Origin of the sequence: Kitasatospora sp. NPDC059327, from assembly GCF_042752535.1 — a bacterium.
GTDB lineage: Bacteria > Actinomycetota > Actinomycetes > Streptomycetales > Streptomycetaceae > Kitasatospora.
Genome location: NZ_JBHYYB010000004.1, coordinates 126,649 through 146,355 on the forward strand (window position 1 = coordinate 126,649; position 19,707 = coordinate 146,355).

General features: G+C 74.0%; 19 protein-coding genes and 3 pseudogenes. 14 read left to right on the top strand and 8 right to left on the bottom strand.

The annotated features are described in order from the left end of the window. Position 1 precedes the first annotated feature (1 nt). Together ACFXHB_RS04185 and ACFXHB_RS04190 are read right to left on the bottom strand one after the other, a co-directional pair. Entirely contained in the window at positions 2 to 640 is a 639-nt protein-coding gene (locus tag ACFXHB_RS04185; protein ID WP_380571922.1) for an ATP-dependent Clp protease proteolytic subunit, read from the bottom strand. Between the two features lie 138 nt (positions 641 to 778). Then, a pseudogene (locus ACFXHB_RS04190) lies at positions 779 to 943 on the bottom strand (GNAT family N-acetyltransferase); the annotation flags it as partial. 239 nt (positions 944 to 1,182) lie between these two features. Here ACFXHB_RS04190 and ACFXHB_RS04195 point away from each other — a divergent pair. The 6 genes and pseudogenes from ACFXHB_RS04195 to ACFXHB_RS04220 form a co-directional block, all read left to right on the top strand. Next, positions 1,183 to 1,599 (top strand): DoxX-like family protein, encoded by a 417-nt coding sequence (locus ACFXHB_RS04195; RefSeq protein WP_380571923.1) that lies wholly within the window; start codon positions 1,183 to 1,185, stop codon positions 1,597 to 1,599. After that, entirely contained in the window at positions 1,596 to 2,705 is a 1,110-nt protein-coding gene (locus ACFXHB_RS04200) for a DUF3419 family protein (protein WP_380571924.1), read from the top strand. Before ACFXHB_RS04195 ends, ACFXHB_RS04200 begins: the two co-directional genes overlap by 4 nt. Positions 2,706 to 2,772: 67 nt before the next feature. Then, entirely contained in the window at positions 2,773 to 3,519 is a 747-nt protein-coding gene (locus ACFXHB_RS04205) for a DUF2071 domain-containing protein (protein WP_380571926.1), read from the top strand. Continuing rightward, the gene (locus ACFXHB_RS04210; protein ID WP_380571928.1) at positions 3,516 to 4,376 is read left to right on the top strand and encodes a class I SAM-dependent methyltransferase; all 861 of its coding nucleotides are present in this window, start codon (positions 3,516 to 3,518) and stop codon (positions 4,374 to 4,376) included. The genes ACFXHB_RS04205 and ACFXHB_RS04210 overlap by 4 nt, the downstream gene beginning before the upstream one ends. Continuing rightward, the gene (locus tag ACFXHB_RS04215) at positions 4,373 to 4,795 is read left to right on the top strand and encodes a hypothetical protein (RefSeq protein WP_380571930.1); all 423 of its coding nucleotides are present in this window, start codon (positions 4,373 to 4,375) and stop codon (positions 4,793 to 4,795) included. The genes ACFXHB_RS04210 and ACFXHB_RS04215 overlap by 4 nt, the downstream gene beginning before the upstream one ends. Before the next feature lie 146 nt (positions 4,796 to 4,941). Continuing rightward, a pseudogene (locus ACFXHB_RS04220) lies at positions 4,942 to 5,148 on the top strand (dienelactone hydrolase family protein); the annotation flags it as partial. Between the two features lie 11 nt (positions 5,149 to 5,159). On the opposite strand, the gene ACFXHB_RS04225 reads toward ACFXHB_RS04220, so the two are convergent. Continuing rightward, complete coding sequence (locus tag ACFXHB_RS04225; protein WP_380571932.1) at positions 5,160 to 5,981, bottom strand: haloacid dehalogenase-like hydrolase; 822 nt, start codon at positions 5,979 to 5,981, stop codon at positions 5,160 to 5,162. Positions 5,982 to 6,231: 250 nt separating this feature from the next. On the opposite strand from ACFXHB_RS04225, the gene ACFXHB_RS04230 reads away from it, so the two are divergent. After that, complete coding sequence (locus tag ACFXHB_RS04230; protein ID WP_380571934.1) at positions 6,232 to 6,852, top strand: L-threonylcarbamoyladenylate synthase; 621 nt, start codon at positions 6,232 to 6,234, stop codon at positions 6,850 to 6,852. A gap of 218 nt (positions 6,853 to 7,070) precedes the next feature. Continuing rightward, positions 7,071 to 8,240: a PQQ-binding-like beta-propeller repeat protein gene (locus tag ACFXHB_RS04235; protein WP_380571936.1), complete on the top strand. Its 1,170-nt coding sequence runs from the start codon at positions 7,071 to 7,073 to the stop codon at positions 8,238 to 8,240. 66 nt (positions 8,241 to 8,306) lie between these two features. Here the strand turns inward: ACFXHB_RS04235 and ACFXHB_RS04240 are convergent, their stop codons facing one another. The 3 genes from ACFXHB_RS04240 to ACFXHB_RS04250 form a co-directional block, all read right to left on the bottom strand. Further along, on the bottom strand, positions 8,307 to 10,103 hold the full coding sequence (locus tag ACFXHB_RS04240) for a methyltransferase (protein ID WP_380571938.1): 1,797 nt from the start codon (positions 10,101 to 10,103) through the stop codon (positions 8,307 to 8,309). Between the two features lie 196 nt (positions 10,104 to 10,299). Next, positions 10,300 to 11,511 (bottom strand): 4-hydroxybenzoate 3-monooxygenase, encoded by a 1,212-nt coding sequence (locus ACFXHB_RS04245; RefSeq protein ID WP_380571940.1) that lies wholly within the window; start codon positions 11,509 to 11,511, stop codon positions 10,300 to 10,302. Positions 11,512 to 11,956: 445 nt separating this feature from the next. After that, positions 11,957 to 12,946: a helix-turn-helix domain-containing protein gene (locus ACFXHB_RS04250; protein ID WP_380571942.1), complete on the bottom strand. Its 990-nt coding sequence runs from the start codon at positions 12,944 to 12,946 to the stop codon at positions 11,957 to 11,959. A 445-nt stretch (positions 12,947 to 13,391) separates the two neighbouring features. On the opposite strand from ACFXHB_RS04250, the gene ACFXHB_RS04255 reads away from it, so the two are divergent. The 3 genes from ACFXHB_RS04255 to ACFXHB_RS04265 all read left to right on the top strand — a co-directional run bounded on the left by ACFXHB_RS04255 (position 13,392) and on the right by ACFXHB_RS04265 (position 15,982). Then, positions 13,392 to 13,841: a hypothetical protein gene (locus ACFXHB_RS04255; protein WP_380571944.1), complete on the top strand. Its 450-nt coding sequence runs from the start codon at positions 13,392 to 13,394 to the stop codon at positions 13,839 to 13,841. A gap of 123 nt (positions 13,842 to 13,964) precedes the next feature. Then, positions 13,965 to 14,174 carry a hypothetical protein gene (locus ACFXHB_RS04260; RefSeq protein WP_380571946.1) on the top strand — a complete coding sequence of 70 codons (210 nt, stop codon included), beginning with the start codon at positions 13,965 to 13,967 and terminating at the stop codon, positions 14,172 to 14,174. Between the two features lie 254 nt (positions 14,175 to 14,428). Next, positions 14,429 to 15,982, top strand: a complete 1,554-nt coding sequence (locus tag ACFXHB_RS04265; protein WP_380571948.1) for a hypothetical protein — start codon at positions 14,429 to 14,431, stop codon at positions 15,980 to 15,982. A 346-nt stretch (positions 15,983 to 16,328) separates the two neighbouring features. Here the strand turns inward: ACFXHB_RS04265 and ACFXHB_RS04270 are convergent. Together ACFXHB_RS04270 and ACFXHB_RS04275 are read right to left on the bottom strand one after the other, a co-directional pair. Next, positions 16,329 to 16,472 (bottom strand): annotated as a pseudogene (locus tag ACFXHB_RS04270) (IS630 family transposase); the annotation flags it as partial. A gap of 98 nt (positions 16,473 to 16,570) precedes the next feature. Beyond that, positions 16,571 to 17,089, bottom strand: a complete 519-nt coding sequence (locus ACFXHB_RS04275) for a hypothetical protein (protein WP_380572043.1) — start codon at positions 17,087 to 17,089, stop codon at positions 16,571 to 16,573. A gap of 320 nt (positions 17,090 to 17,409) precedes the next feature. On the opposite strand from ACFXHB_RS04275, the gene ACFXHB_RS04280 reads away from it, so the two are divergent. From ACFXHB_RS04280 to ACFXHB_RS04290, 3 genes are all read left to right on the top strand, one after another. Beyond that, a complete protein-coding gene (locus ACFXHB_RS04280) occupies positions 17,410 to 17,871 on the top strand; it encodes a ricin-type beta-trefoil lectin domain protein (protein WP_380571950.1) in 462 nt (153 codons plus the stop codon). Positions 17,872 to 18,087: 216 nt separating this feature from the next. Continuing rightward, complete coding sequence (locus ACFXHB_RS04285; RefSeq protein ID WP_380571951.1) at positions 18,088 to 18,798, top strand: hypothetical protein; 711 nt, start codon at positions 18,088 to 18,090, stop codon at positions 18,796 to 18,798. Positions 18,799 to 19,413: 615 nt separating this feature from the next. Beyond that, positions 19,414 to 19,527 (top strand): lasso RiPP family leader peptide-containing protein, encoded by a 114-nt coding sequence (locus ACFXHB_RS04290; protein WP_380571953.1) that lies wholly within the window; start codon positions 19,414 to 19,416, stop codon positions 19,525 to 19,527. The last annotated feature ends 180 nt before the right edge of the window (positions 19,528 to 19,707 follow it).

The following is a 19,707-nucleotide window of genomic DNA, read 5'->3' on the forward strand; positions in this document are numbered from 1 at the left end:
CTCACAACCCCATCCGTCGGCGCGACGAGGCCGGGCGGATGTCGGCGACCGACTCCACCACCCGGTCCACGATCCCGTACTCCCTGGCCTGCTCGGCCGTGAACCAGCGGTCCCGGTCGCCGTCCCGCGCGATCGTCTCCTCGCTCTGCCCGGTGTGCTCGGCGGTGATCCGCTCGATGGCCTCCTTGGTGAACTGGAGGTTCGCCGCCTGGATCTCGATGTCCGCGGCGGTGCCGCCGATGCCCGCCGAGGGCTGGTGCATCATGATCCGCGCGTTCGGCAGCGCGAAGCGCTTGCCGGACGCCCCCACGGTGAGCAGGAACTGGCCCATGCTGGCGGCGAAGCCCATCGCCAGGGTCGAGACGTCGTTCGGGATGAGCCGCATGGTGTCGTAGATGGCGAGACCGGCGGTGACCGAGCCGCCGGGGCTGTTGATGTACAGGCCGATGTCGGTGCGCGGGTCCTCGGCCGACAGCAGCAGCAGCTGCGCGCACACCCGGTTGGCCGACACGTCGTCGACCTGGGTGCCGAGCAGCACGATCCGCTGGGCGAGCAGCTGGGCCGCGAGGTGGTCGTCGAAGCGGCTGGGCGGCGTGTCGCCCTCCGCCGCGCGGGGCGGGGGCGTGGTGAGTGGATTCATCCGGACTCCTCGTCGGGGCGGGGTTGCCTCGGCTCCACTCTTGCCCCGGGACGGCCCCCGGAGGCGGTTTCTCTGCCCGCCGCAGATTCGCCACGGGCAGACGCGCCGGCCCCGGGCCCGGTGGGGACCGCGCCGAGGTCAGCCGGCGTGTGCTCCCGGGGACCGCACGCCGAACCACCGCTCGGCGCCGTACTCCTCGCACCGCTCGACCTCGGTGAACCCCGGCTTCGACGCCAGCCGCATCGAGCGGTCGTTGGCGACCTGGGCGCAGAGCACCACCGGCTCGCCGGGGAGCGTGCCGGCGGCCCGGCGGCCAGGGGTCGGATCCGGGGACGGTCACGGCGGGCAACCTGTCGCACCCCCGTGCGGGTGACCTGATCCGAGACATCCACCCAAGGAAGTTGAACATGTTCAAAGATGTGCGCCATGATGATCGCGAGCAGGATCGGCCGGCCCCGAGCACGGGTGCCGGACGGTCCCGCCGTACCCCGCCGCGCCCCGGTGCGCGCCCGCCCGGGCGGCGGCAGAAAGGACCGTCCGCCGTGCCGACAACCTGGCAGACCCGCTGCGCCGCCCTCGCGATCGCGCTGATGTGGGGGTACGAGGGCCTCTGGTGCAAGATCTTCCCCGGCCGCGCCGACCAACGGGCCATCGTCGAGGGGCTGCCGTTACTGCCCGGGGGCGCCGCGGCCGTGCTGCTCGTCGCCATCGGCCTGGCCGAACTGGCCCTCGGCGTCTGGGTGCTGAGCGGGCGACGGCCCCGGCTCGCCGCGCTGGCGCAGACCGCGCTGGTGGCCGGCTTCAACACCGGCGGGCTGCTGGTCGGGGCCGAGCACATCCCCGAACCGGGCCGGCTGGTCGTCCAGGACCTGGTCTTCCTCGCCCTGATCTGGACCGTCGCCGCCGCCCGCCCGACCCCCGCGGCCCGCCCCGCGCACCCCGCGCCGGTCGCCGCATGAGCGCCCGCGCCCCCAGCCACGCCCCTGCCCGCCCCTCCGCCCGCGCCGCCACACCGTGGGCCGAGGGCCGGCTGCTCAGCGTCCAGCCCCGGCACCCCCGCGTCCTGTTCGGCCGGATGTACGAGGATCCGGCGGTCGAACTGGCCGCCTTCCCGCCGGCCGCCGCCGGGGCCCGGGTGCTGTGCATCGCCTCGGCCGGGGACACCGCGGCCGCGCTGGCCGCCGCCGGCTACCGGGTCACCGCCGTCGACCTCAACCCCGCCCAGCTCGCCTACGCCCGCGGCCGGCTCCACGCCGGCGCGCCCGCCGTCCAGGGCTCGGCCGAGCGCCTCCTCACCGCCGGCCGCGCCGCCGCCGGCACGCTGCTGCCCGCCTGGCGCCCGGCCGAGCTGGAGCGGTTCCTGCGCCTGGACGACCCGGCCGAACAGGCCCGGCACTGGCGGCACGTGCTCGACACCCCCGGTCTGCGGCTGTTCCTCACCGCCTCGCTCCGACCGGCCGGCGCCCTGGCCGGAGGCCTGCGACCGGCCTTCCGGGGTGTCGTCCCGGACCGCTTCGACACCGTCCTGCGGGCCCGGCTCGCGCGGGGCTTCGCCCGGCACCCCAACGCCGCCAACCCCTGGGCCTGGCGCCTGCTGCTCGGCCGCGAACTGCCCGAGGACGACCTGCTCCGCGGTGAACCGGCCGACGCCCACCCGACTGACGCCCACCCGGCCGACGCCCACCCGACTGACGCCCACCCGGCCGACGCCCACCCGACCGACAGCGACCGGACCGCACCCGGGGCCGTCATGCCCGGAACCACCACCCCCGGGACCAGCGCGTCCGAGCCGGCCCGAGGCACCGTCCGGCTGCTCGCCGGGGACGTCGTCGAGCACCTGGAACGCTCCCCCGCCGGCCACTACGCCGCGGTGACGCTCTCCAACGTGCTGGACGGCCCCGGCCCCGCCTTCGCCCGGCGGCTCCGCGCCGCCGTCCGGCACGCCGTGCGGCCCCACGGCGTCGCCGTCCTGCGCAGCATCCGCGAACCGGGTCCCGCCGGCCCCGGCGCAGCCGCCGAGGACCGCTCACTGCTCTGGGGTGTCGTCCGGATCGTCCGGCCGTGAACCCCGCCCGACCCGCCTCCCGAAGGGCCTGACCGTGCGCCACCTGCTGCAATGTCACCCGCTCCCGATGCGCGCCCACTTCGCGCACTCCCTCGTCCTCACCTACGCGTTGCCGCCGGAGCGCCTGGCACCGCTGGTGCCGCCGGGGCTCACCCTGGACACGTACACCGATCCGGACGGCACCGAGCACGGCTTCGTCGCGGCCGCCCTGGTGGACGCCCGCCGCCTGCGGCCGGCCGGGCTGCCGGCCCGCCTGGGTGCGGACCACGTGCTCACCGGGTACCGGGTGTTCACCCGCTTCCCAACCCCCGGCGGCCGGACCATGCGCGGCCTGCGCATCCTGCGCAGCGACACCGACCACCGGCTGATGGTCGCGGGCGGCAACCTGTTCACCCGCTACCACTACCGGTTCGCCCGGATCGGCAGCCGGGTCGTCGGTTCCACGCTGGAGTTCAAGGTGCGCAGCGCGGACGGCCTGGCCGACCTGCACGTGCGGGCCGACCTGGCGGGAGACCCGGCGCCGTTGCCGCCCGGCAGCCCGTTCGCCGACGCCCGGGCCGCCCGCCGGTTCGCCGGTCCCCTGCCCTACACCTTCGCGTACGAGCCGCAGACCGGGTCGGTGATCGTCGTCAAGGCCACCCGGGCCCACTGGGAGCCGGTGCCGGTCGCGGTCGAGGTGCCGCGACTGACCTTCTTCGACCACGGCCCGCTGGCCGGCAGCCGACCGGTGCTCGCCAACGCCTTCCACGTCGCCGGTCTCGACTACGGGTGGCAGTCGGGCAGTCGCCGCGCCCTGGACGGGGGCCTGCGGTGAGCGCCGCGCGTCCGGCGGCCCGGGAGGAGCGCGGGGACCGGCCCCGGCCGTCGGCCGACAGCCCCGGCGGCCACGGCTCCACCGACAGCCCCGACGGCGGCGCCCACCGGCACCGCCGGCCCTCCGGGGTGCGCGAGGTGATCGGCTTCAACTGGCCGCTGTACGCCGCCGGCGCCCTCGCGGCCGGCGGCGGCTGGGCGCTGGCCCGGCGGCTGCCCCCGCCGGCCGCCCGGCTGGTGCGGGCCGGCGCGGTCACGGCGGGCTGGCTGCTCGCCGCCGGCACCGCCGCGACCTGGTGCGTCTACGACCGCTCCGAACTCCACGGCTACGCCTGGCTCGACGACCTGCTGCCGGACGGGCCGGGCCGGCACCTCGTGGTCTCGGCGGGCCTCGACGAGGCGAGCCGGCCGGTCGCGGCCCGTCACCCGGACGCGCCCCAGCGGACCGCCGATCTGTACGACCCGGCGCTGATGACGGAGGGTTCGATCCGCCGGGCCCGCCGCCGGGTGCCGCCGGAGCCCGGTGGGCTGCCCGCCCGGCCGGGGGCGCTGCCCGCCGCGACCACGTCGCTGGACTCCGTGCTGGCCGTGTTCTCGGCCCACGAGCTGCGCCGGGCGGCGGACCGCGCCGCGCTGTTCGCCGAGGCGGCCCGGGTGCTGCGGCCCGACGGGACGTTCGTCGTGGTCGAGCACCTGCGCGACGCCGCGAACCTGGCCGTCTACGGCCCCGGTGCCTGGCACTTCCTGCCCCGGGCCGCCTGGCTCGGCCACGCCGCCGCGGCGGGCCTGCGCCCGGTGGCGGAGCGGCGGATCGCCGGACTGGTCACCGCCTTCGCGTTCCGGCGGGCCGCGGGGTGAACGGACTCCTCGACCTGGGTGTGCAACTGCGGCTGGTCGGCGCCGTGCTGGTGGGCGTCGGCCTCTTCCACGCGGCGCTGCCGCGGGTGATCGGCTGGCCCGCCGACCTGGCCGGGAGCACCCTGATGACCCGTCGGGTGTCCTGGGCGCACCTCTTCTTCATCGGCCTGACCTGCGTCCTGCTGGGCCTGCTGCCGCTCCTCCTGGGCCGGGAACTCCTGGCGGGCTCGCCGCTGGGCACCGCGCTGCTGGCCGGCCAGACGGTGTTCTGGGGCACCCGATGGCTGTTCCAGTTCACCGTGTTCCCGCCCCGGCTCTGGCGTGGCGACGCTCTGCGCACCGTGGGCCACATCGCCTTCTCGGGCCTGTGGACGTGGGTGACGGCGGTCTTCGCGTGGGCATTGTGGCGGGTGCTGTAGGGCCCGTGTCCCGCCCATCGCGGCACGGGCGGCCGGGCGGGACGGGCTGCCGGTCCCGGACGTCCCGTCGGCGGGGCCGCCCGGCCGGTACGGGGAGCCGCCGTAGGATGCCTCCACACCTTTCCGTGACCCGTACGGGAGAACTGATGTCCCATCAGTGGGAGGAACTGGGCGAGCCGGGCGGCATCGAGGCCTACGTCCACCGTCCGCCGGAGGGCGAGACCCGTGGCGCGGTCGTCGTCTGCTCCGAGCTGTACGGCGTGAACGGCTACGTCCGCGACACCTGCGCCGCGCCGGCGGCGGCCGGGTACGTCGCCAGCGCGCCCGACTACTACTGGCGCGCCGCCCGGCGCACCGAGCTCGGCTACACCGCCGAGGAACGCGAGGCCGGTCTGGTGCTGATGCGCGCGCTGGACCGCGACGAACTGGTCGCGGACGCGGCGCTCCCGAGCATCTCGATGTCGACGTCCGCGTTGCCCCCCGCGAGGGCCGGCAGCCTGCCGGTGTGGGCGAAGATGTGCTCGGGTTTGCCCGGCCCCAGGTCCAGGCCGCCCAGCAGCTCGGGAGCGCGCACGATCCTGCCCCCGGTGTAGGTGTACGCGGCGGCCGAGCCGATGACGTTCTCCTTGAGGATCCCCCAGGTCTCCTCGGCGAGCACGCGCATGAAGTCGCGGCCGCCGCCGGAGCACACGAACACCCGGAACCCGTTCGCCCGCAGCAGGTCGAACAGCTCCAGCATCGGCCGGTACACCAGCTCCACGTACGGGACGCCGAACCTCGGATCCCGCACCGTCCTGGTCCACTCCCGTACCTGCGCGTCGAACTCCTCGGGCGTCGTGCCGGACCAGGAGCGGGCGAACGCCTCCAGCAGCGTCGTCACCACCGACGGGTCCTGCGTGGCCACCCCCTCGAAGAAGACCTGGTCCCGCTCCACGAGCGCCTTGTACGGCTGCCGCGCCGCGAGTGACGGATCCCTCGCCACCTCCTGCTGCCAGGTGCGGAACACGAAGTCGAACTGCGGCGGCATCGGCTGTTCGACCCAGAGCGTGCCGTCGTTGTCGAACGCGGCGATCCGGTCGGCCGGCTCGACGAACGCCGCCCCCGGTGTCGTCGACGCGCGGACGAAGTCCAGGACCGCCCGCTTCGCCACCCCGTCCTGCCAGCTCCCCAGCACCTGTTCGGTCACGGACCACTCCTCGGCTCGGCGCTCACGCCCCACCGGGCGGCGGCGCGGGGGCGTCCATGACGCCATCGTCGCTCCGAACCGGCTCCGGTGCCGTCCCGGACCTGCCCGGGACGGCACCGAGGCACGGACGGGCGGGCAGTGTCGTCCCCCGGAACGCCACGTCAGGCGGTGTCGGAGCCGCCGTCGGCGCCTCCGACTCCCCTGCGGGCCGACCCCGGGCAACGGGGTGGATGCCGTATAGGGTCGGCCAATGGCGAAGTACTTTGACGTTCACCCGCAGACCCCTCAGGCCCGCACCATCGGCACCGTGGTCGACAGCCTCCGCGCCGGCGCCCTCATCGCGTACCCGACCGACTCCTGTTTCGCCCTGGGCTGCCGCATGGGCGACCACGAGGGCCTCGAACGCATCCGGTCGATCCGGCGGCTCGACGACCGCCACCACTTCACCCTGATGTGCGAGAACTTCGCCCAGCTGGGCCAGTTCGTCCACATCGACAACGCGGTCTTCCGCGCCGTCAAGGCGGCCACTCCGGGCAGCTACACCTTCATCCTCCCCGCCACCAAGGAGGTCCCGCGCCGGCTGATGCACCCGAAGAAGAAGACGGTGGGGGTCCGGATCCCCGACCACGTCGTCACCCAGGCGCTGCTCGCCGAACTCGGCGAGCCGCTGGTCTCCAGCACCCTGCTCCTGCCCGGCGAGAGCGAGCCGATGACCCAGGGGTGGGAGATCAAGGAGCGGCTCGACCACGTCCTGGACGCCGTGGTGGACTCCGGTGACTGCGGGACGGAGCCGACGACGGTCGTCGACTTCTCCAGCGGCGAGGCGGAGATCGTCCGGCGCGGGGCCGGCGACCCCGCGCGGTTCGAGTGACGGCACGGTCCGGCCGGCGACGCTGACGGGCCCGCCCTCGGCCGTGGCGGCGGGCCCCGGGCTCCGGGGCTCCGGGGCCTCGGGGCCTCGGGGCCTCGGGCATCGCGAAAGCGGGCCTCGCGAAGGCGGGCGTCAGGAAACCGGGCCGACGGTCCCGCCCGTGCCTGCCGCCGCGCCGACGAGGGAACCGCCGGCCACTGCCTGAAGTCGTGTCTGGTGTGAACACGGATCAACCGCAGAACCAGCCCCTCCGGTCCCGGGTCAGCCGCAGGCGACTGCTGCTGAGCGCCGCCGGAGGCGTCGGCGCGCTCGCGACCGCGGGTGGCACCGCGTGGTGGGTGCGACACGACACCGTCCGCGGCCCCCGGATATGGAGCACCGCGCCCCCGGGCGGGCGGGTCGCCCTGCCCGCCGACCCGCAGGAGAACCTGTACGTCTCCGGGTACGACGGCAACGTGAGCGCCCTCGACCCGCGCACCGGCGCCGTCCGCTGGAGCCGGACGCTCGGCACCCCCGACGCCGTCGACAGCTACGGCGGATGGCCGCTGGCCGTCGGGGACGCCGTGGTGTGCGTGACCACCCCGACCCGCGTCCAGGTCCTCACCGCGGCCACCGGGCAGGTGCGGTGGGAGCTGCCGATGCCCGACTGGCGTGACTTCGCGTGGCAGCAGACCCCCGCCGTCGGCGGGGGCGGCGTGCTCACGCCCGACGGAGTCTCGCTCCGGTGCCACGACGCGGCCGACGGCGGGCTCCGCTGGACCAGCCGCGCGGGCATCTCGGGGGTCCCGGTCGTCGCCGGCGACAGCGTGTTCGTGCCCGGCCGGCCGGCGGGGTTCCTCGCGCTCGACGCACAGACCGGCGAACGACGGTGGGAGCAGAACGCCGTCCGTACCGTGCGGGGCGACAGCGGGCCGGTCGTCCACCGGGGCGTCGTCCACCTCGCCGACAGCGACCCGGCGATGGCGAACCCGGCCGTCCTCGCGCTGGACTCGGCGACCGGCCGGGTGCTCTGGCGCCGCTCGCAACCGCGCGGACTCACCTGTCCGCCCGCGGTGTCCGAGGGAACGGTCTGCCTGCTGAGCGGAAACCGGCTCACGGCCCTGGAGGCGGAGACCGGTGAGACCCGCTGGACGACCGTCACGGCCAACGGCCTCGGTCGCGGGCAGAGCTCCATGACCACCGGCGACGGCGCCGCCTACGTCGGGACGAACGACGACTGCCTGTACGCGTTCGACCTCGCGACGGGCCGGCTCCGCTGGCAGGACGAACCGGAGCACCGGCCGCCGGGCACCTCGTACGCCCACGTCTCGCTGGCCGCCACCGGTACCACCGTCTACCGCGGCAGCCGCACCGGTGTCCACGCGCTCGGCACCCTCCCGAGCGTCTGACACCGGGGCGCCGCCGGACACCGGTGCGCCACCCGGCGGCGGTTCCCGCCCCGACGGCCCGGGCGCCTACCGGCCGTCCGCTCCCGACCGGACCGGTACCCGCTCCTCCGACCGCGCGGGGGCCGGCACCGCGGCCTTGCGCGCGTGCAGGACGGTCGCGCCGAGCGGCAGCGGCGAACCGGCCACGAGTTCGAGGCCGGCGTCCGCCAGGAGCCGGGCGAAGTGGTCGGCGCGGCGTTCGCGGCCGCCGGTGTTGCACATCATGTGGAGGTCCCACGCGGTGGCCAGCGAGGTCGAGCCGTCGGCGGGCAGCACCCGCTCGACGATGAGCAGGTCGGCGCGGGCGGGCATCGCGCGGGCCAGGTGGCGCAGGATCTCCCGGCACCGCTCGTCGTCCCAGTCGTGCAGCACCCGGGAGAGCAGGTAGACGTCCGCGTCCGGCGGGACGTCGGCGAAGTCGCCCGTGACGTAGCCGCAGCGCTCCCCGCAGCCGGCCGCGTCCATCGCCCCGCGGGCGGCGGCGACGGCGTGCGGGCGTTCGAGCAGGACGCCGCGCAGGCGGGGGTGCGCGGCCAGGACGCGTCCGAGCAGTTCCCCGTTCCCGCCGGCCACGTCGACGACGGTACCGGGAACGGGCCCCCGACCGGCGGCCGCGAGGACCGGGTGCGCGGGAATCGGCTCGAACATCCGGGCGCTCGCGGCCATCGACCGGTCGAACAGCTCCGCCAGTTCGGGGTCCCGGGCGAAGTGGTCGAAGTGGTTCTCGCCGAAGAGGTGGTCGAAGGCCGCCTGCCCGGTCCGCACGGTGTGCCCGAGCTCCCCGAAGGAGCGGTAGAATGGGCCGCCGTACATCAGGGCCAGCGGCCGCATCGATCCCGGGGCGTCCGCCCGCAGGAGCTCACCCGTCCCGGTGAGGCGGAAGCCGTCCGGGTGTTCCGCCACCACGTCGAGCATCACGAGGTAGCGGAACAGGGTCGCGAGGCTCTGCGGGTGGGCACCGATCCGGTGGGCGAGCGCCTCGGCGCCGGTCCCCGTCCGGGTGTCCAGCGCGTCGGGCACCCCCAGGCGGGCGGACACCGCGAGCGCCTGGGTCGTCCAGGCACCGGTGAGCAGGTGCAGCAGGTCCTCGGCCCGCCGGTCCGGCTCCTCGGCCCCGAGGTCCGGCTCCTCGCCGGGCGGGCCGGCGGGCTCGCCCAGGTGGACGGCCAGGGTGCCCGGGTGGGCGCCCGCCACGTGGAGCTCCAGCCGCCGGTACCCGGTCCGCGCTCCGGCGGGCACGGTGAAGTAGAGGACGGTGCCGTCCTCGTGCGGGTTGTACCCGCCGCCGTCGGGGCTCGCGCCGTGCCGGGCGAGGAGCGCGCACAGGCCGTCCAGGACCAGCGGGTCCGCGGATCCGACCTCGAAGGCGAGGTGTGCCTCGTGCTGCGCGGCCCGCTCGTACGCGGCGATCGGGGCCAGGTCGGAACCCGGCGGGACCGCCAGCGCGAACACCTCGACCACCCGGGCCTCGCCGCGCGGACCGCGCAGCGGCGGGCGCAGGATGGCGACGTCCAGGCCGGCCGCGTCGCGCCCGTGGCGCAGCGCCAACCGGTCGCGGACCACGGTGCTGGGCGTCGGCGGCATGCCCGCGGCCAGGCCGCAGGCGGCCAGTTCGCGGTGCAGTGCCTCCTGGTCCGGTGGGAAGACCAGGACGGCGGCGTGCGCGAAGTGGCAGTGGTCGGCCATCGCCCGCAGGCTCGGTCCGCCCAGGCCGGGCAGCAGGAGCCGGAGCAGCGTCGTGCTGTCCTGCTCCCGGACGAACGCGGCCGCCGCGAGGAGGCGGGTGGCGTCGTCGGTGTCCGGGGGCGTCGTCGTGGTCGGCATGGTGTGTGGTTCCTCGTTCGCTTGTTCAGAAGTGCCCGCGAGTGGGGGCGTGACAGGTCTTCGGGTGTCCGGAGGGGTTCGGGTTGTCCGGGGCTTCGGGCGGCCGGCGGTTCCGGCGGCCGCCCGAAGCGGGACGGCCGGACGGAGGGGGGCGGGCGGACGGAGGGGGGCGGGCGGACGGAGGGGGGCGGGCGGGTCAGACGCCGGTGTAGTTCTCGGCGAACCAGTCCTGCTGGGTACGCGAAGTGCGCAGCGATTCGAGGCGCGAAAACCGCAAGGATTCGTGGAAGAACGATTCGCCAATCGGAGCGGAGGGCTCACGGTGGAGCAGCCGGATCATCCACAGCGAGAACTCCTGCGCCCGCCAGATGTGGGCCAGGGCCTGCCCCGAGTACCGGTCCAGGGCCCCGGGGTCACCGTGCACGAGGTCGGCGACCAGGGCGTGGGCGAGCAGTTCCGCCTCCAGGACGGCGAGGTTGGCCCCCTTCGCGGCGGACGGGCTGATCAGGCTCGCGGCGTCCCCGGCCAGCAGGAGTGATCCGTGCCGCAGCGGCTCGACCACGTCGGACCCGAAGTCGACCACCCCGCGCTGGAGGATCGGGCCGCGGTTGAGCGGTCCGTGTCCGGCGGCGTACATCCGGGTGTCGAGTTCGTCCCAGATCCGCTCGTCGGACCAGGCTCCGGCCCCGGTGCCGCGCTCGCACTGGAGGTAGTAGCGCGTGACGTCCGGGGTGCGGGCCATGTGCCCGGCGAAGCCCCGGTCGTGGACGGCGTAGCCCACGGCGTCCAGGCTCGGCGGCGCCTGGGCGAGCAGGCCGAGCCAGGAGATGCCGTGGTCCCGGCGGTGGCGCACGGCGCCGGGCGGCAGTGACCGCCGGCCCGCGCCGTGCCGGCCGTCGCACCCCGCCACGTACCTGGCCCGCCACCGGGCGGGGCGACCGTCCGTCTCCCGCACGGTCACGGAGGGGGCGGAGGTCATCGCGTCGTGCACCGCGAGCGCCTCGGTCCCGAAGCGGATCCGCCCGCCTGCCTCCAGGTAGTGCCTCAACAGGTCCGTGACCAGGTCCTGCTGGGGGTAGACGGTGTGCCGCTCGCCCCGGCCGAGGGTGCCGTAGTCCAGGCGGAAGCGGCCCGCCCCGGTGCGGAACTCGCAGACGCCGTGGGGCTGTCCGTGCCGGTGCAGACCGTCGGCCAGACCGTGGCGGTCCAGGATCCGCACGGTGTTGGGCGCGAGGAAGCCGGCGCGTGCCCGGGTCTCGACGCGGGCGCGGTCGGCGCGCTCCAGGAGCACGCAGTCGATCCCGGCGCGCTGGAGCAGGTTCGCCAACAGGAGGCCGGCGGGACCGGCGCCGAGGACCAGAACATCCGCCGACTCCGTTGCCGTTTTCGTGCTCTGACTGTTCGTCACAAGAAGTGGATCATAATCACCGATCTGCACCCGAGATGGCGCCAGTCACCCTAATTGCCTACTTTGACGACAATCATTACGACGGCCTTCTCGACCAGGGGTCGGACGACCGGCCCGATCGGCCTCATATCCATCGGCGACTCGTCCTACTCTTTCGCACGCCCGCTCGTTGGACGCCGCTGCGGCCGGGCCGCTCCACGGCTGCCGCACGCAACCCGCACAGCACCCTCGCCCTGGACATCCCCTTCGCCGGCACCGAGCCCGGCACCCCGGTCATCCAGTGGCGCCAACTGGACCCCCCGCAGCACGCCGAACCGGGCGTGGTGGATGAGCTGACCCCCGTCGCTTCCCGGCCGGGTGCCGCGCGGCACCCGGGCGGGGGTGTCGACCGTCCCCGCCTGGCTACCCGGCGGGGTCCGGCGCGGCACCCGGCCGGGAAGCGACCTCAGCCCGTGAGCCAGCCGGCGTGGGCCGCCCGGACACCCGCCTGGAAGCGGCTGCGGGCGTCGAGGCGTTCCATGAGATCGGTGGCGATGCGGCGGGCGGTACGGGACGAGACGCCGAGGCGCTTGGCGATCGCGTCGTCGGTGTGCCCCTCGGCCAGCAGGGCGAGCGCGGCCCCCTCCTGGGGCGAGAGCCCGTGCTCGTCGAGCCGCGCCGCGGCGCCGATCGGCCCCGCGCCCGCCCAGACACTCTCGAACAGGGCGCACAGGGCCGTCAGCATCCCCTGACCGGTCAGGACCACCGCACCGGCCGCGCTGTCGTCGCTGCGCACCGGGATGACGGCGGCGGTCCGGTCGACCACGATCATGCGGGTCGCGAGCGCGGGCACGGTTCGGACCTGACCCCCGTGCTGGGCCAGCCAGTTGACGTACTCGACGGTGTGCGGGCTGTTGCGGATGCTGTCCAGGTAGACGGTCCGCATCCTGATTCCGCGTTCCAGCAGATCGAGGTCGAGCGGCTTGGCGGCCTCGATGTTCTCCGGCTTCTGCCCACCGTCGGGCGCGAAGGTCATCACCTCCTCGCGCACCTCCCGGGTGAGCACGGTGAGGCGGTCCCGGATCTGGTCGAGGCCCGTAAGCTGCTCGACACCGGGGTGGCTGCCGAGCGGCCGGAGTTCGGCGAAATCGGCGATCAGCTGCGCGGCCGCGGCCCGGGAGGCCTCGATGCGCAGCTGCTGCGCGGCGAGTTCGGCCTGCTGGCGAGCCATCAGCACCTCCATCCCGACCTCGGGGGACACGGCGCGCAGCTCACCCGCCCGGTCGGCGGAGGGGCGCAGCAGAGCGAGTTCGCTGAGGGTGTCCAGGGCCTTCCTGACCTGGTCCTCGGGGAGCGCGAGCCGTGCGCCGAGGGCCGCCAGGCCCTCCTGCGGACGGGCGAGCATCGCCCGGTAGACCACCTCCGAGACGTCGTCCAGCCCCAGTGCCGTGAGCATGTCCCCCCCTGTGTGCTCTCGCCCCCGAACGCGTGCGGTGGTTTCGCGGGGGGCGGTGGTGATCACGATGCGCTGCCCCCGAGAACGGCCGGCCCACCGGGCACCCGCCGATCCGGACCGGGCGACGGGCCCAAGCGCACCCCGTCGACGTCGAGTCGCCCGGGAAAAGGCTAGCCGGGTGCTCCCGGCCCACGGAACCGAATCCTTCCGGTCGTGATCCGTTCCTCGCGCAGTTGTCCCGGTGAATCTCCCGGATCGCCGTGAATAGTGCCGGAGCCGGCCCGACGGCCGTCGGAGCGAGCGGGCCGGACGACCCGGAGGCCGTGCGACCGTCTCACGCCCGAGGCCGGTTCCGGCACCGATCGCGGTGGACGGTTCCGGCCAGGGCCGCAACCGTCCCCGTGCATTCCTTTACGTCGAATGTCCGCTTCGCCACGCTCGGTCCATGTACCTCGTCCACGCCACCCTGCGACCTCTCGCTCCGGACGGCTCGCTGCCCCGCGACGTCCGCGATCTCCTGCTGGCGGCGATCCGCCCCGAGGACCGGGTCGAACACCTCGTCGTCCACCCGGACGCGGTTCCGCGGCCGGTACTCGGTGTCTACCTCCTCGCCGACTCCCTGGCCGAGGCGGAACACCGGGCCGCCGCGTTCTGCCGCCGCGCACTGGCCGGCACGCCCCGGCTCTCGGGCTGGCGGACGGCCGGTGTCGCCGTCCCGCTCGTCACGCCCTTCTACGAGCGCCTGCTGTTCGGCGCGGACGGCGCTGACGGGGCGCGGCGTCCGGCCGGCCCGGGCCGCCCCGAGGGCCCCCGGGACACCGACGGCAAGGACCGTCCTGGCCTGAACGGTCCAGGGACGCTTCCGTCCAGCCGGGACCTCTTCCACCCGCCCTGACCAGCGACGAAGCTAGTGGTTGTCGGAAGGGCGCACCGCCCGGACGACAGACCGGAACGGACGTCACCGCGGGACGCCCACACCGGAATCCACCGGCCGTCACACCCGATCGAGGAGATCATCATGGTTCGCACCGTCATCGCCGAGGCCGCCGCGGTCACTGTCCTCACCCTCGCCGTCCTGGTACCCGCCGCGGCGGCCCACGCCGCTCCGGACCGGCCGACCGCCGCCGTAGCCGCCGCCCAGGACACCACCCAGGCGGCCACCGCCCCCGGGGCCGTCGCCGACCGACCGGGTACCCCCGTCCAGGCCGACAACATGATCTGGGGCTGACCCCCCGGCCGGCTCACCGGCCCACCGCATTCGCCCCGGCCGGCTCACCGGCCCACCGCACTCCCCCGGCCGACTGCTCCTGCAGGGCAGCCGCCCGGCCCGCCGGCCCACGCCGCCACGGCGTCGATCCCGCCGGCGGCATCCGGCCCCGCCGTCACCGGCGCCGGCCACCCACCTCCGCTCCCGACCGTGACGACGGCCGGAACGGCATCGCACACCTGTCATGCACACCACCAGAGAAGGGTCCATCCACCATGTCCCGTCGCACCGTCACCCGCGGCCTCGCCATCGCCCTCGCCGCCGTCTCCGCCTCGGCCGTCCTCTCGGTCCTGCCCGCCCAGGCCGACACCCTGGTGACCAGCTGGGCCCGGGCCGCCGGCACCGGCACCCTCGGCAACGGCGCCGCCCCCGGCGGCACCGTGACCCGCGGCCAGGCCGTGGCCCGGGCCCAGGACTGGGTGAACAAGGCGGTCCCCTACAGCCCCAACGGCCTGACCAGCCCGTACGGCTGGTGGGCCGACGCGGAGACCGGCGGGCGCTACCGCCAGGACTGTTCCGGCCTGGTGTCGATGGCCTGGCAGCTGCCGGACAGCCTGACCACCAACTCGCTGCCCGACGTCTCCACCCGCATCAGCATCGACAACCTCCAGCCGGGCGACGCCCTCAACAACATCACCTCCCACACGGTGCTGTTCACCGGCTGGGCCGACAGCTCCCACTCCACCGCCAACATCATCGAGGAGTGGGGCCGCTCCGGCCCGACCCGGGCCCGCACCATGAACCGCACCGAGATGTCCACCCGCGGCTTCCTGGCCTACCGCTACGACCAGATCGCCGACAACGCGCCCGCCCCCGCGCCCACCCCCGTCAGCCGCACCAAGGGGCAGTTCTTCCACCAGACCCGCAACGCCGACGGCACCTGGAGCGCCCTCGGCGCGCTCACCGGCGTCGGCTCGGCCCCGCAGTTCAACGGCTACGGCGAGTCCATCGCCGCCGCGCCGGACGGCTCCGCCCAGGTCGTCGGTGTCGGGATGGACGGCAACGTCTACCACACCGTCCGCTACATCAGCGGCGGTTGGCAGGCCTGGGGGGCCCTGACAGACCTCAGCGGCCGACAGATGGCCGCCAGCCAGGTCTCCATCGCCGTCGGCCCGGACAACACCGCCCAGGTCCTGGCGGTCGGCGCCGACAACGCGCTGTACCACGAGATCCGCCGGCCCGACGGCACCTGGACCGGCTTCCAGCCCCTCACCATCGCGGACGGCTCTGCGATGAAGGCCGGCCACGTGTCGATCACGGTCGGCCCGGACGGTTCCGCCCAGGTCCTCGCCATCGGCGCCGACGGCGTCGCCTACCACACCGTCCGTGCGGCCAACGGCACCTGGACCGGCTTCCAGCCGCTCACCTCGTCCAACGGCGGCGCGATGCAGGCTCTCGACGTCTCCATCGCCGCCAACCCCGACGGCTCCGCCCAGGCCCTCGTGATCGGCGCCGACGGCAGGGTCTACCACGAGATCCGCCGCGCCGACGGCACCTGGACCGGGCTCACCCCCATCGACGGCGTCGGCACCTCCGACATGTACGCCACCAACGCCGCCATCACCATCACCCCCGACGGAACCGCCCAGATCCTCGCCATCGGCAACGACGGCAACGTCTACCACCGCACCCGCCGCCCCGACGGCAGCTGGACCGCGTTCAACCCGATCGCCGGCGCCAACGGCGCCCCGACCTTCAACGCCCAGCGCGTCGGCATCGCTGGGATGCCCAACGGCTCCGCCCAGATCCTGGTCACCGGCGGCCGCTGACCCCTCGCCACCCCCGTACCCCACGAGCCCCGCCCACCCCGGGCGGGGCTCGTCCCCTTTCCCGTCGCGTCCGCGCCAGGCCCGGCGACCCGGCACCCGCTCCGCCCCTCACCGCCGCGAGGTCCTGGCGACCTGCCTCACGCACGTCGGAATAGTCCTGCCGGCACTCGATGCCGAGGACGACGCACCGTACCGTGAACGCCGGGAGTCCACGGCCGAGTTGGCGATCGGACTCCGGTCGGGCACCGCGGGCCGCGGACCGCGTTGAAGTCGCCGCGGGTTCGGCGGGCCGCCCCCCGGAGCGGCGCGCCAAAGGGGCTGGTGCCGCATCAGGCACCGTTCGCCCGGCGACCGGAATGCCCTGCGCGGACAGCAGCACCAGCTGCGCCCGGTGCCAGGTCGCTACCGACCCGGCACCCCCGCGGGTGGTCCGCAACAGCCGTTGCCCCTCGTCGTCATCGACCTCGCGTGCGCGGACCCGCTCCGCCACGCCGACAGGGTGCCGGAGACGGCCCGACAGGCATCACACCTGGACAGCCCGCCACGTCACGTCACATCACGTCAGGACACACGCTCGCCGCTCCGGCACTAGAACTCCCCGCTCACCCCCAGGTCCTGCCGCATCGCGTGCCGCATCACCTTGATCAGCGGCCACAGCCCGTCCTGCGCCTCGGCGGCGGACCGCAGGGTCTCGCCCGAGCCCGCGTTCCCCTGTTCCAGGCGCTTCACCATCGCGTACACCTGGGTGAGGGCCTGGTTCGCCGTGTCGCCCGGGGCGATCACGGCATCGGGCGCGATCATCAAGGTCTCGGACCAGTGGTTGCGGTGAGCGTCCTTGGCCTCCTCCAGCGCCCTCACGTCGTCCTCACCGGGCGTTCGGGCACCCAGGACGAGCAGGTGCCGGTTGAGCGCGGTCGCGAACTGCCGGGCGTCGCGGTACAGCCGGGTGTAGCAGTCGCGCCGCAGGGCGAGGTTCTCGCGGGCCTCCTGGAAGGCCTGGCCGAGCTCCAACTCACGCCGCTTGGCCCGTTCGGCGCCCCGTTGGGTAAGCAGCGCCGCCCCCAGGGTCCCGGCCACACCCGTCACCGCAATCGCCACCGCAGTCATCTCCACCGGGGCACCTTAGCGGCACCGTGCGCCAGTGACTCGAACACGACAACCCGGCAGGATAGAGCACCTCCACGCCCCAGCGCTCCGCCGCGGCGGCCGGAACGTGCCCGATCGGTCGTACACGCCGTGGGCGCCAATATCCGTCGTTACGATGATCACTCCTACCGGATGCGCTGCTCACGGGAACACCTTCGTCCAGGGCCCGGCGGGCCCACGCATTCCGCGAAAGCCGGAATTCCGGAGCGTCGAGGAATCCCTGACAGCACATCATCCCTGCACGCCTTTTGAGACAATCCACTACCCGGAAAAGGGTACCGATGAAGACACGAATTGGTGTGGCCGGAATCCTCGCGGCCGCATGCGCGGGCGTCATCCTGTCACCGTCCGCGGCCCTGGCCGACACCCCTGCGAACAGCATCGGACCTGGGATGATCCAGAACGTCCAGACCGCGCTCTGTCTCGACGGCGACCACAGCGGCAACATCTACACGAAGGGCTGCAGTGTGGACAACCCGTACCAGCACTGGCGGCGCTTCGGCGACGGGCGCATGCAGAGCGTCGCCACCGGGCTGTGCCTCACCGCCGTCGACGCCGGCTCGGTACGCGGGACTTCCTGCGGGCGCCCTGAGGGCCAGCAGTGGACCAATACCTACCAGTGGGGCTCCAGCATGCTGCTCAACAATTACTACCTGAACGTCCTGGATTCGGACACCAAGGGAAACGCCTATATGAAGGACCCCTCGAAGGGGAACCCGTACCAGGGCTGGAAGCTCCTCTGACCTGACACCCCGTCCGCCCGTCCGGCCGTCCGGCAGCGGCAGCGGCGTCGGCCGGCCGGACGGCGGCCGACCGGCGCGATCGGTCCCGGGGAGTCCGGGCAGCACCTCTGCGCGAAGGGGCCGACCCGGGTGCCCCGGCGGTCACGCGTCGGCGGAGGAGTCCCCGGACCGTCCCGGCGTTCCACCACTCGTAGTCGTCATCGGAACACGTGGTCCGTGGTGATCATCATGCGGAAGACTGTGTGCGTGACGCTTCCCACTCCACTTGCCACTGCTGAAGAGATCCACGATCACCTCATTGATCAGCTCAACCTCTCTCTTCGCCGGCCCGGGATGTTCGGGGGCGAGGTGACTCTGCGGGTCCTGATCGACCATCTGCTGTTCGTGGAGCGCCGGCCCGAGGCCTGGGCCGAGCTGAGGCAGGGCTGGGAGGAGCGGGGGCTGTGGACCCCCACCGGCCCCGGCGGGGCCTTCCAGGGTGTCTTCCCCGAGCAGGGCGACTGCTACGAGGTCGCCTCGGTGTACGCGGAGTTCGCGCAGCGAAGCGGCTGGCTCAAGCCCGATCGGGTGCTCACCGGGGAGGAGTACGAGAGTCTCACGGGGAGAGTCCGGCGATGGGCTGCGGTTGACCGCACCTGGGCTGACGTGACGGCGGAGTTCGGCCCTCCCTCAGTGCTGTTCGGAGGGAACAATCCTCTGTACGGGAAGACGCTCGGCTACCTCTCGGAGGATCCGCGGCAGCCGATGGTGGTCTTCCACCTGTGGAACGGGAGCGAACCGGGGGCCGAACCGTGGCCGCCCGAGCATGAGCAACCGTCGCTCCTCGCCGTGCGTTTCGGCGACGGCCCGATCCGCGGATCGTTGACCTTCACCCCCGAGGGCGAGCGGAGGACACCGGCCCTCGGGGACCCCTGCCTGGCGCGGTAGCGGGTCAGACGGAGAGCGCAGCTCAGCCACTCACCTCGGGCTGCGCGCACTCGGCAACGACCGGCCACGAGGCGACACCCCCAGAGAACCGGCTCCCGAATGCCGAGGCCGGCGGCCTGAGCCGACGTCACACCACGGGCTCGGAAACCCGAGAGCACCGCCGACCCCCGACCGGGAACACCGGCCGGGAACACCGGCCGGGAAAGGTGACGGCCGGCCGGGAGAACCATCCGGCCTTCCGGTTGGGGCCGCCTTCGGCCGGCCGCCGCCACGGTGCGGATCCGGCCGATCGAGCCTGAAACAAGAGCTGTCCGCGTGTGCTTCGTGACGGCAGGTAGTCGTGTGAACGGTCAAAATCGGTCATCGGGGTGGGTGTTCGAGGCCCCGGGCCGGCCACTGGCACGTGCCATCAGCTGCCGTGCAGCGTCGGGCCGCGACGATGGTTGGTGTCCACCCGGGTGGCACACGAAACTCGGCCGCACACCGTCCGGACAGCGGTGGCGAATTGTGGCGCGGCGCGCGTGCGCCCCCGTTGGCGGGCGCCCGGCAGCGCTGATTGGATGACGCCCGTTCGGCCGACGAACAGCGCGTCCCCATCGAATGAGAGGAACCGCCATGAGTGACATCTACGAGCCCCCCATGCTGATCGAGCTGGGCGACTTCGCCGAGCTGACCCGAGGCTTCATCATCGGCGACGTCTTCGACGGCCACGGCTTCTACCTCATCTGAGAGGCCCTGACGATGAGCGGTCACCCGAGGACCTGGTTCGTGGTCCTGCCGGACACCGAAGCACCCTCGACCGTGGCCGCGGTGCAGGACACCCCGCGGGGCCCCGGGGGACAACACCCCCCCCGGCGCCCCCCACACAGAGGGGCGAGAGCCGCCCCCGACCACCCAGGATAGCACGGC

Excerpts from the sequence above, each read along its gene's own strand:
- ACFXHB_RS04185 (WP_380571922.1), bottom strand. The coding sequence starts at position 640 with ATGAATCCACTCACCACGCCCCCGCCCCGCGCGGCGGAGGGCGACACG.
- ACFXHB_RS04200 (WP_380571924.1), top strand. The coding sequence starts at position 1,596 with ATGAGCGCCCGCGCCCCCAGCCACGCCCCTGCCCGCCCCTCCGCCCGC.
- ACFXHB_RS04205 (WP_380571926.1), top strand. The coding sequence starts at position 2,773 with ATGCGCGCCCACTTCGCGCACTCCCTCGTCCTCACCTACGCGTTGCCG.
- ACFXHB_RS04230 (WP_380571934.1), top strand. The coding sequence starts at position 6,232 with ATGGCGAAGTACTTTGACGTTCACCCGCAGACCCCTCAGGCCCGCACC.
- ACFXHB_RS04240 (WP_380571938.1), bottom strand. The coding sequence starts at position 10,103 with ATGCCGACCACGACGACGCCCCCGGACACCGACGACGCCACCCGCCTC.
- ACFXHB_RS04250 (WP_380571942.1), bottom strand. The coding sequence starts at position 12,946 with ATGCTCACGGCACTGGGGCTGGACGACGTCTCGGAGGTGGTCTACCGG.
- ACFXHB_RS04255 (WP_380571944.1), top strand. The coding sequence starts at position 13,392 with ATGTACCTCGTCCACGCCACCCTGCGACCTCTCGCTCCGGACGGCTCG.
- ACFXHB_RS04260 (WP_380571946.1), top strand. The coding sequence starts at position 13,965 with ATGGTTCGCACCGTCATCGCCGAGGCCGCCGCGGTCACTGTCCTCACC.
- ACFXHB_RS04265 (WP_380571948.1), top strand. The coding sequence starts at position 14,429 with ATGTCCCGTCGCACCGTCACCCGCGGCCTCGCCATCGCCCTCGCCGCC.
- ACFXHB_RS04275 (WP_380572043.1), bottom strand. The coding sequence starts at position 17,089 with ATGACTGCGGTGGCGATTGCGGTGACGGGTGTGGCCGGGACCCTGGGG.
- ACFXHB_RS04280 (WP_380571950.1), top strand. The coding sequence starts at position 17,410 with ATGAAGACACGAATTGGTGTGGCCGGAATCCTCGCGGCCGCATGCGCG.
- ACFXHB_RS04290 (WP_380571953.1), top strand. The coding sequence starts at position 19,414 with ATGAGTGACATCTACGAGCCCCCCATGCTGATCGAGCTGGGCGACTTC.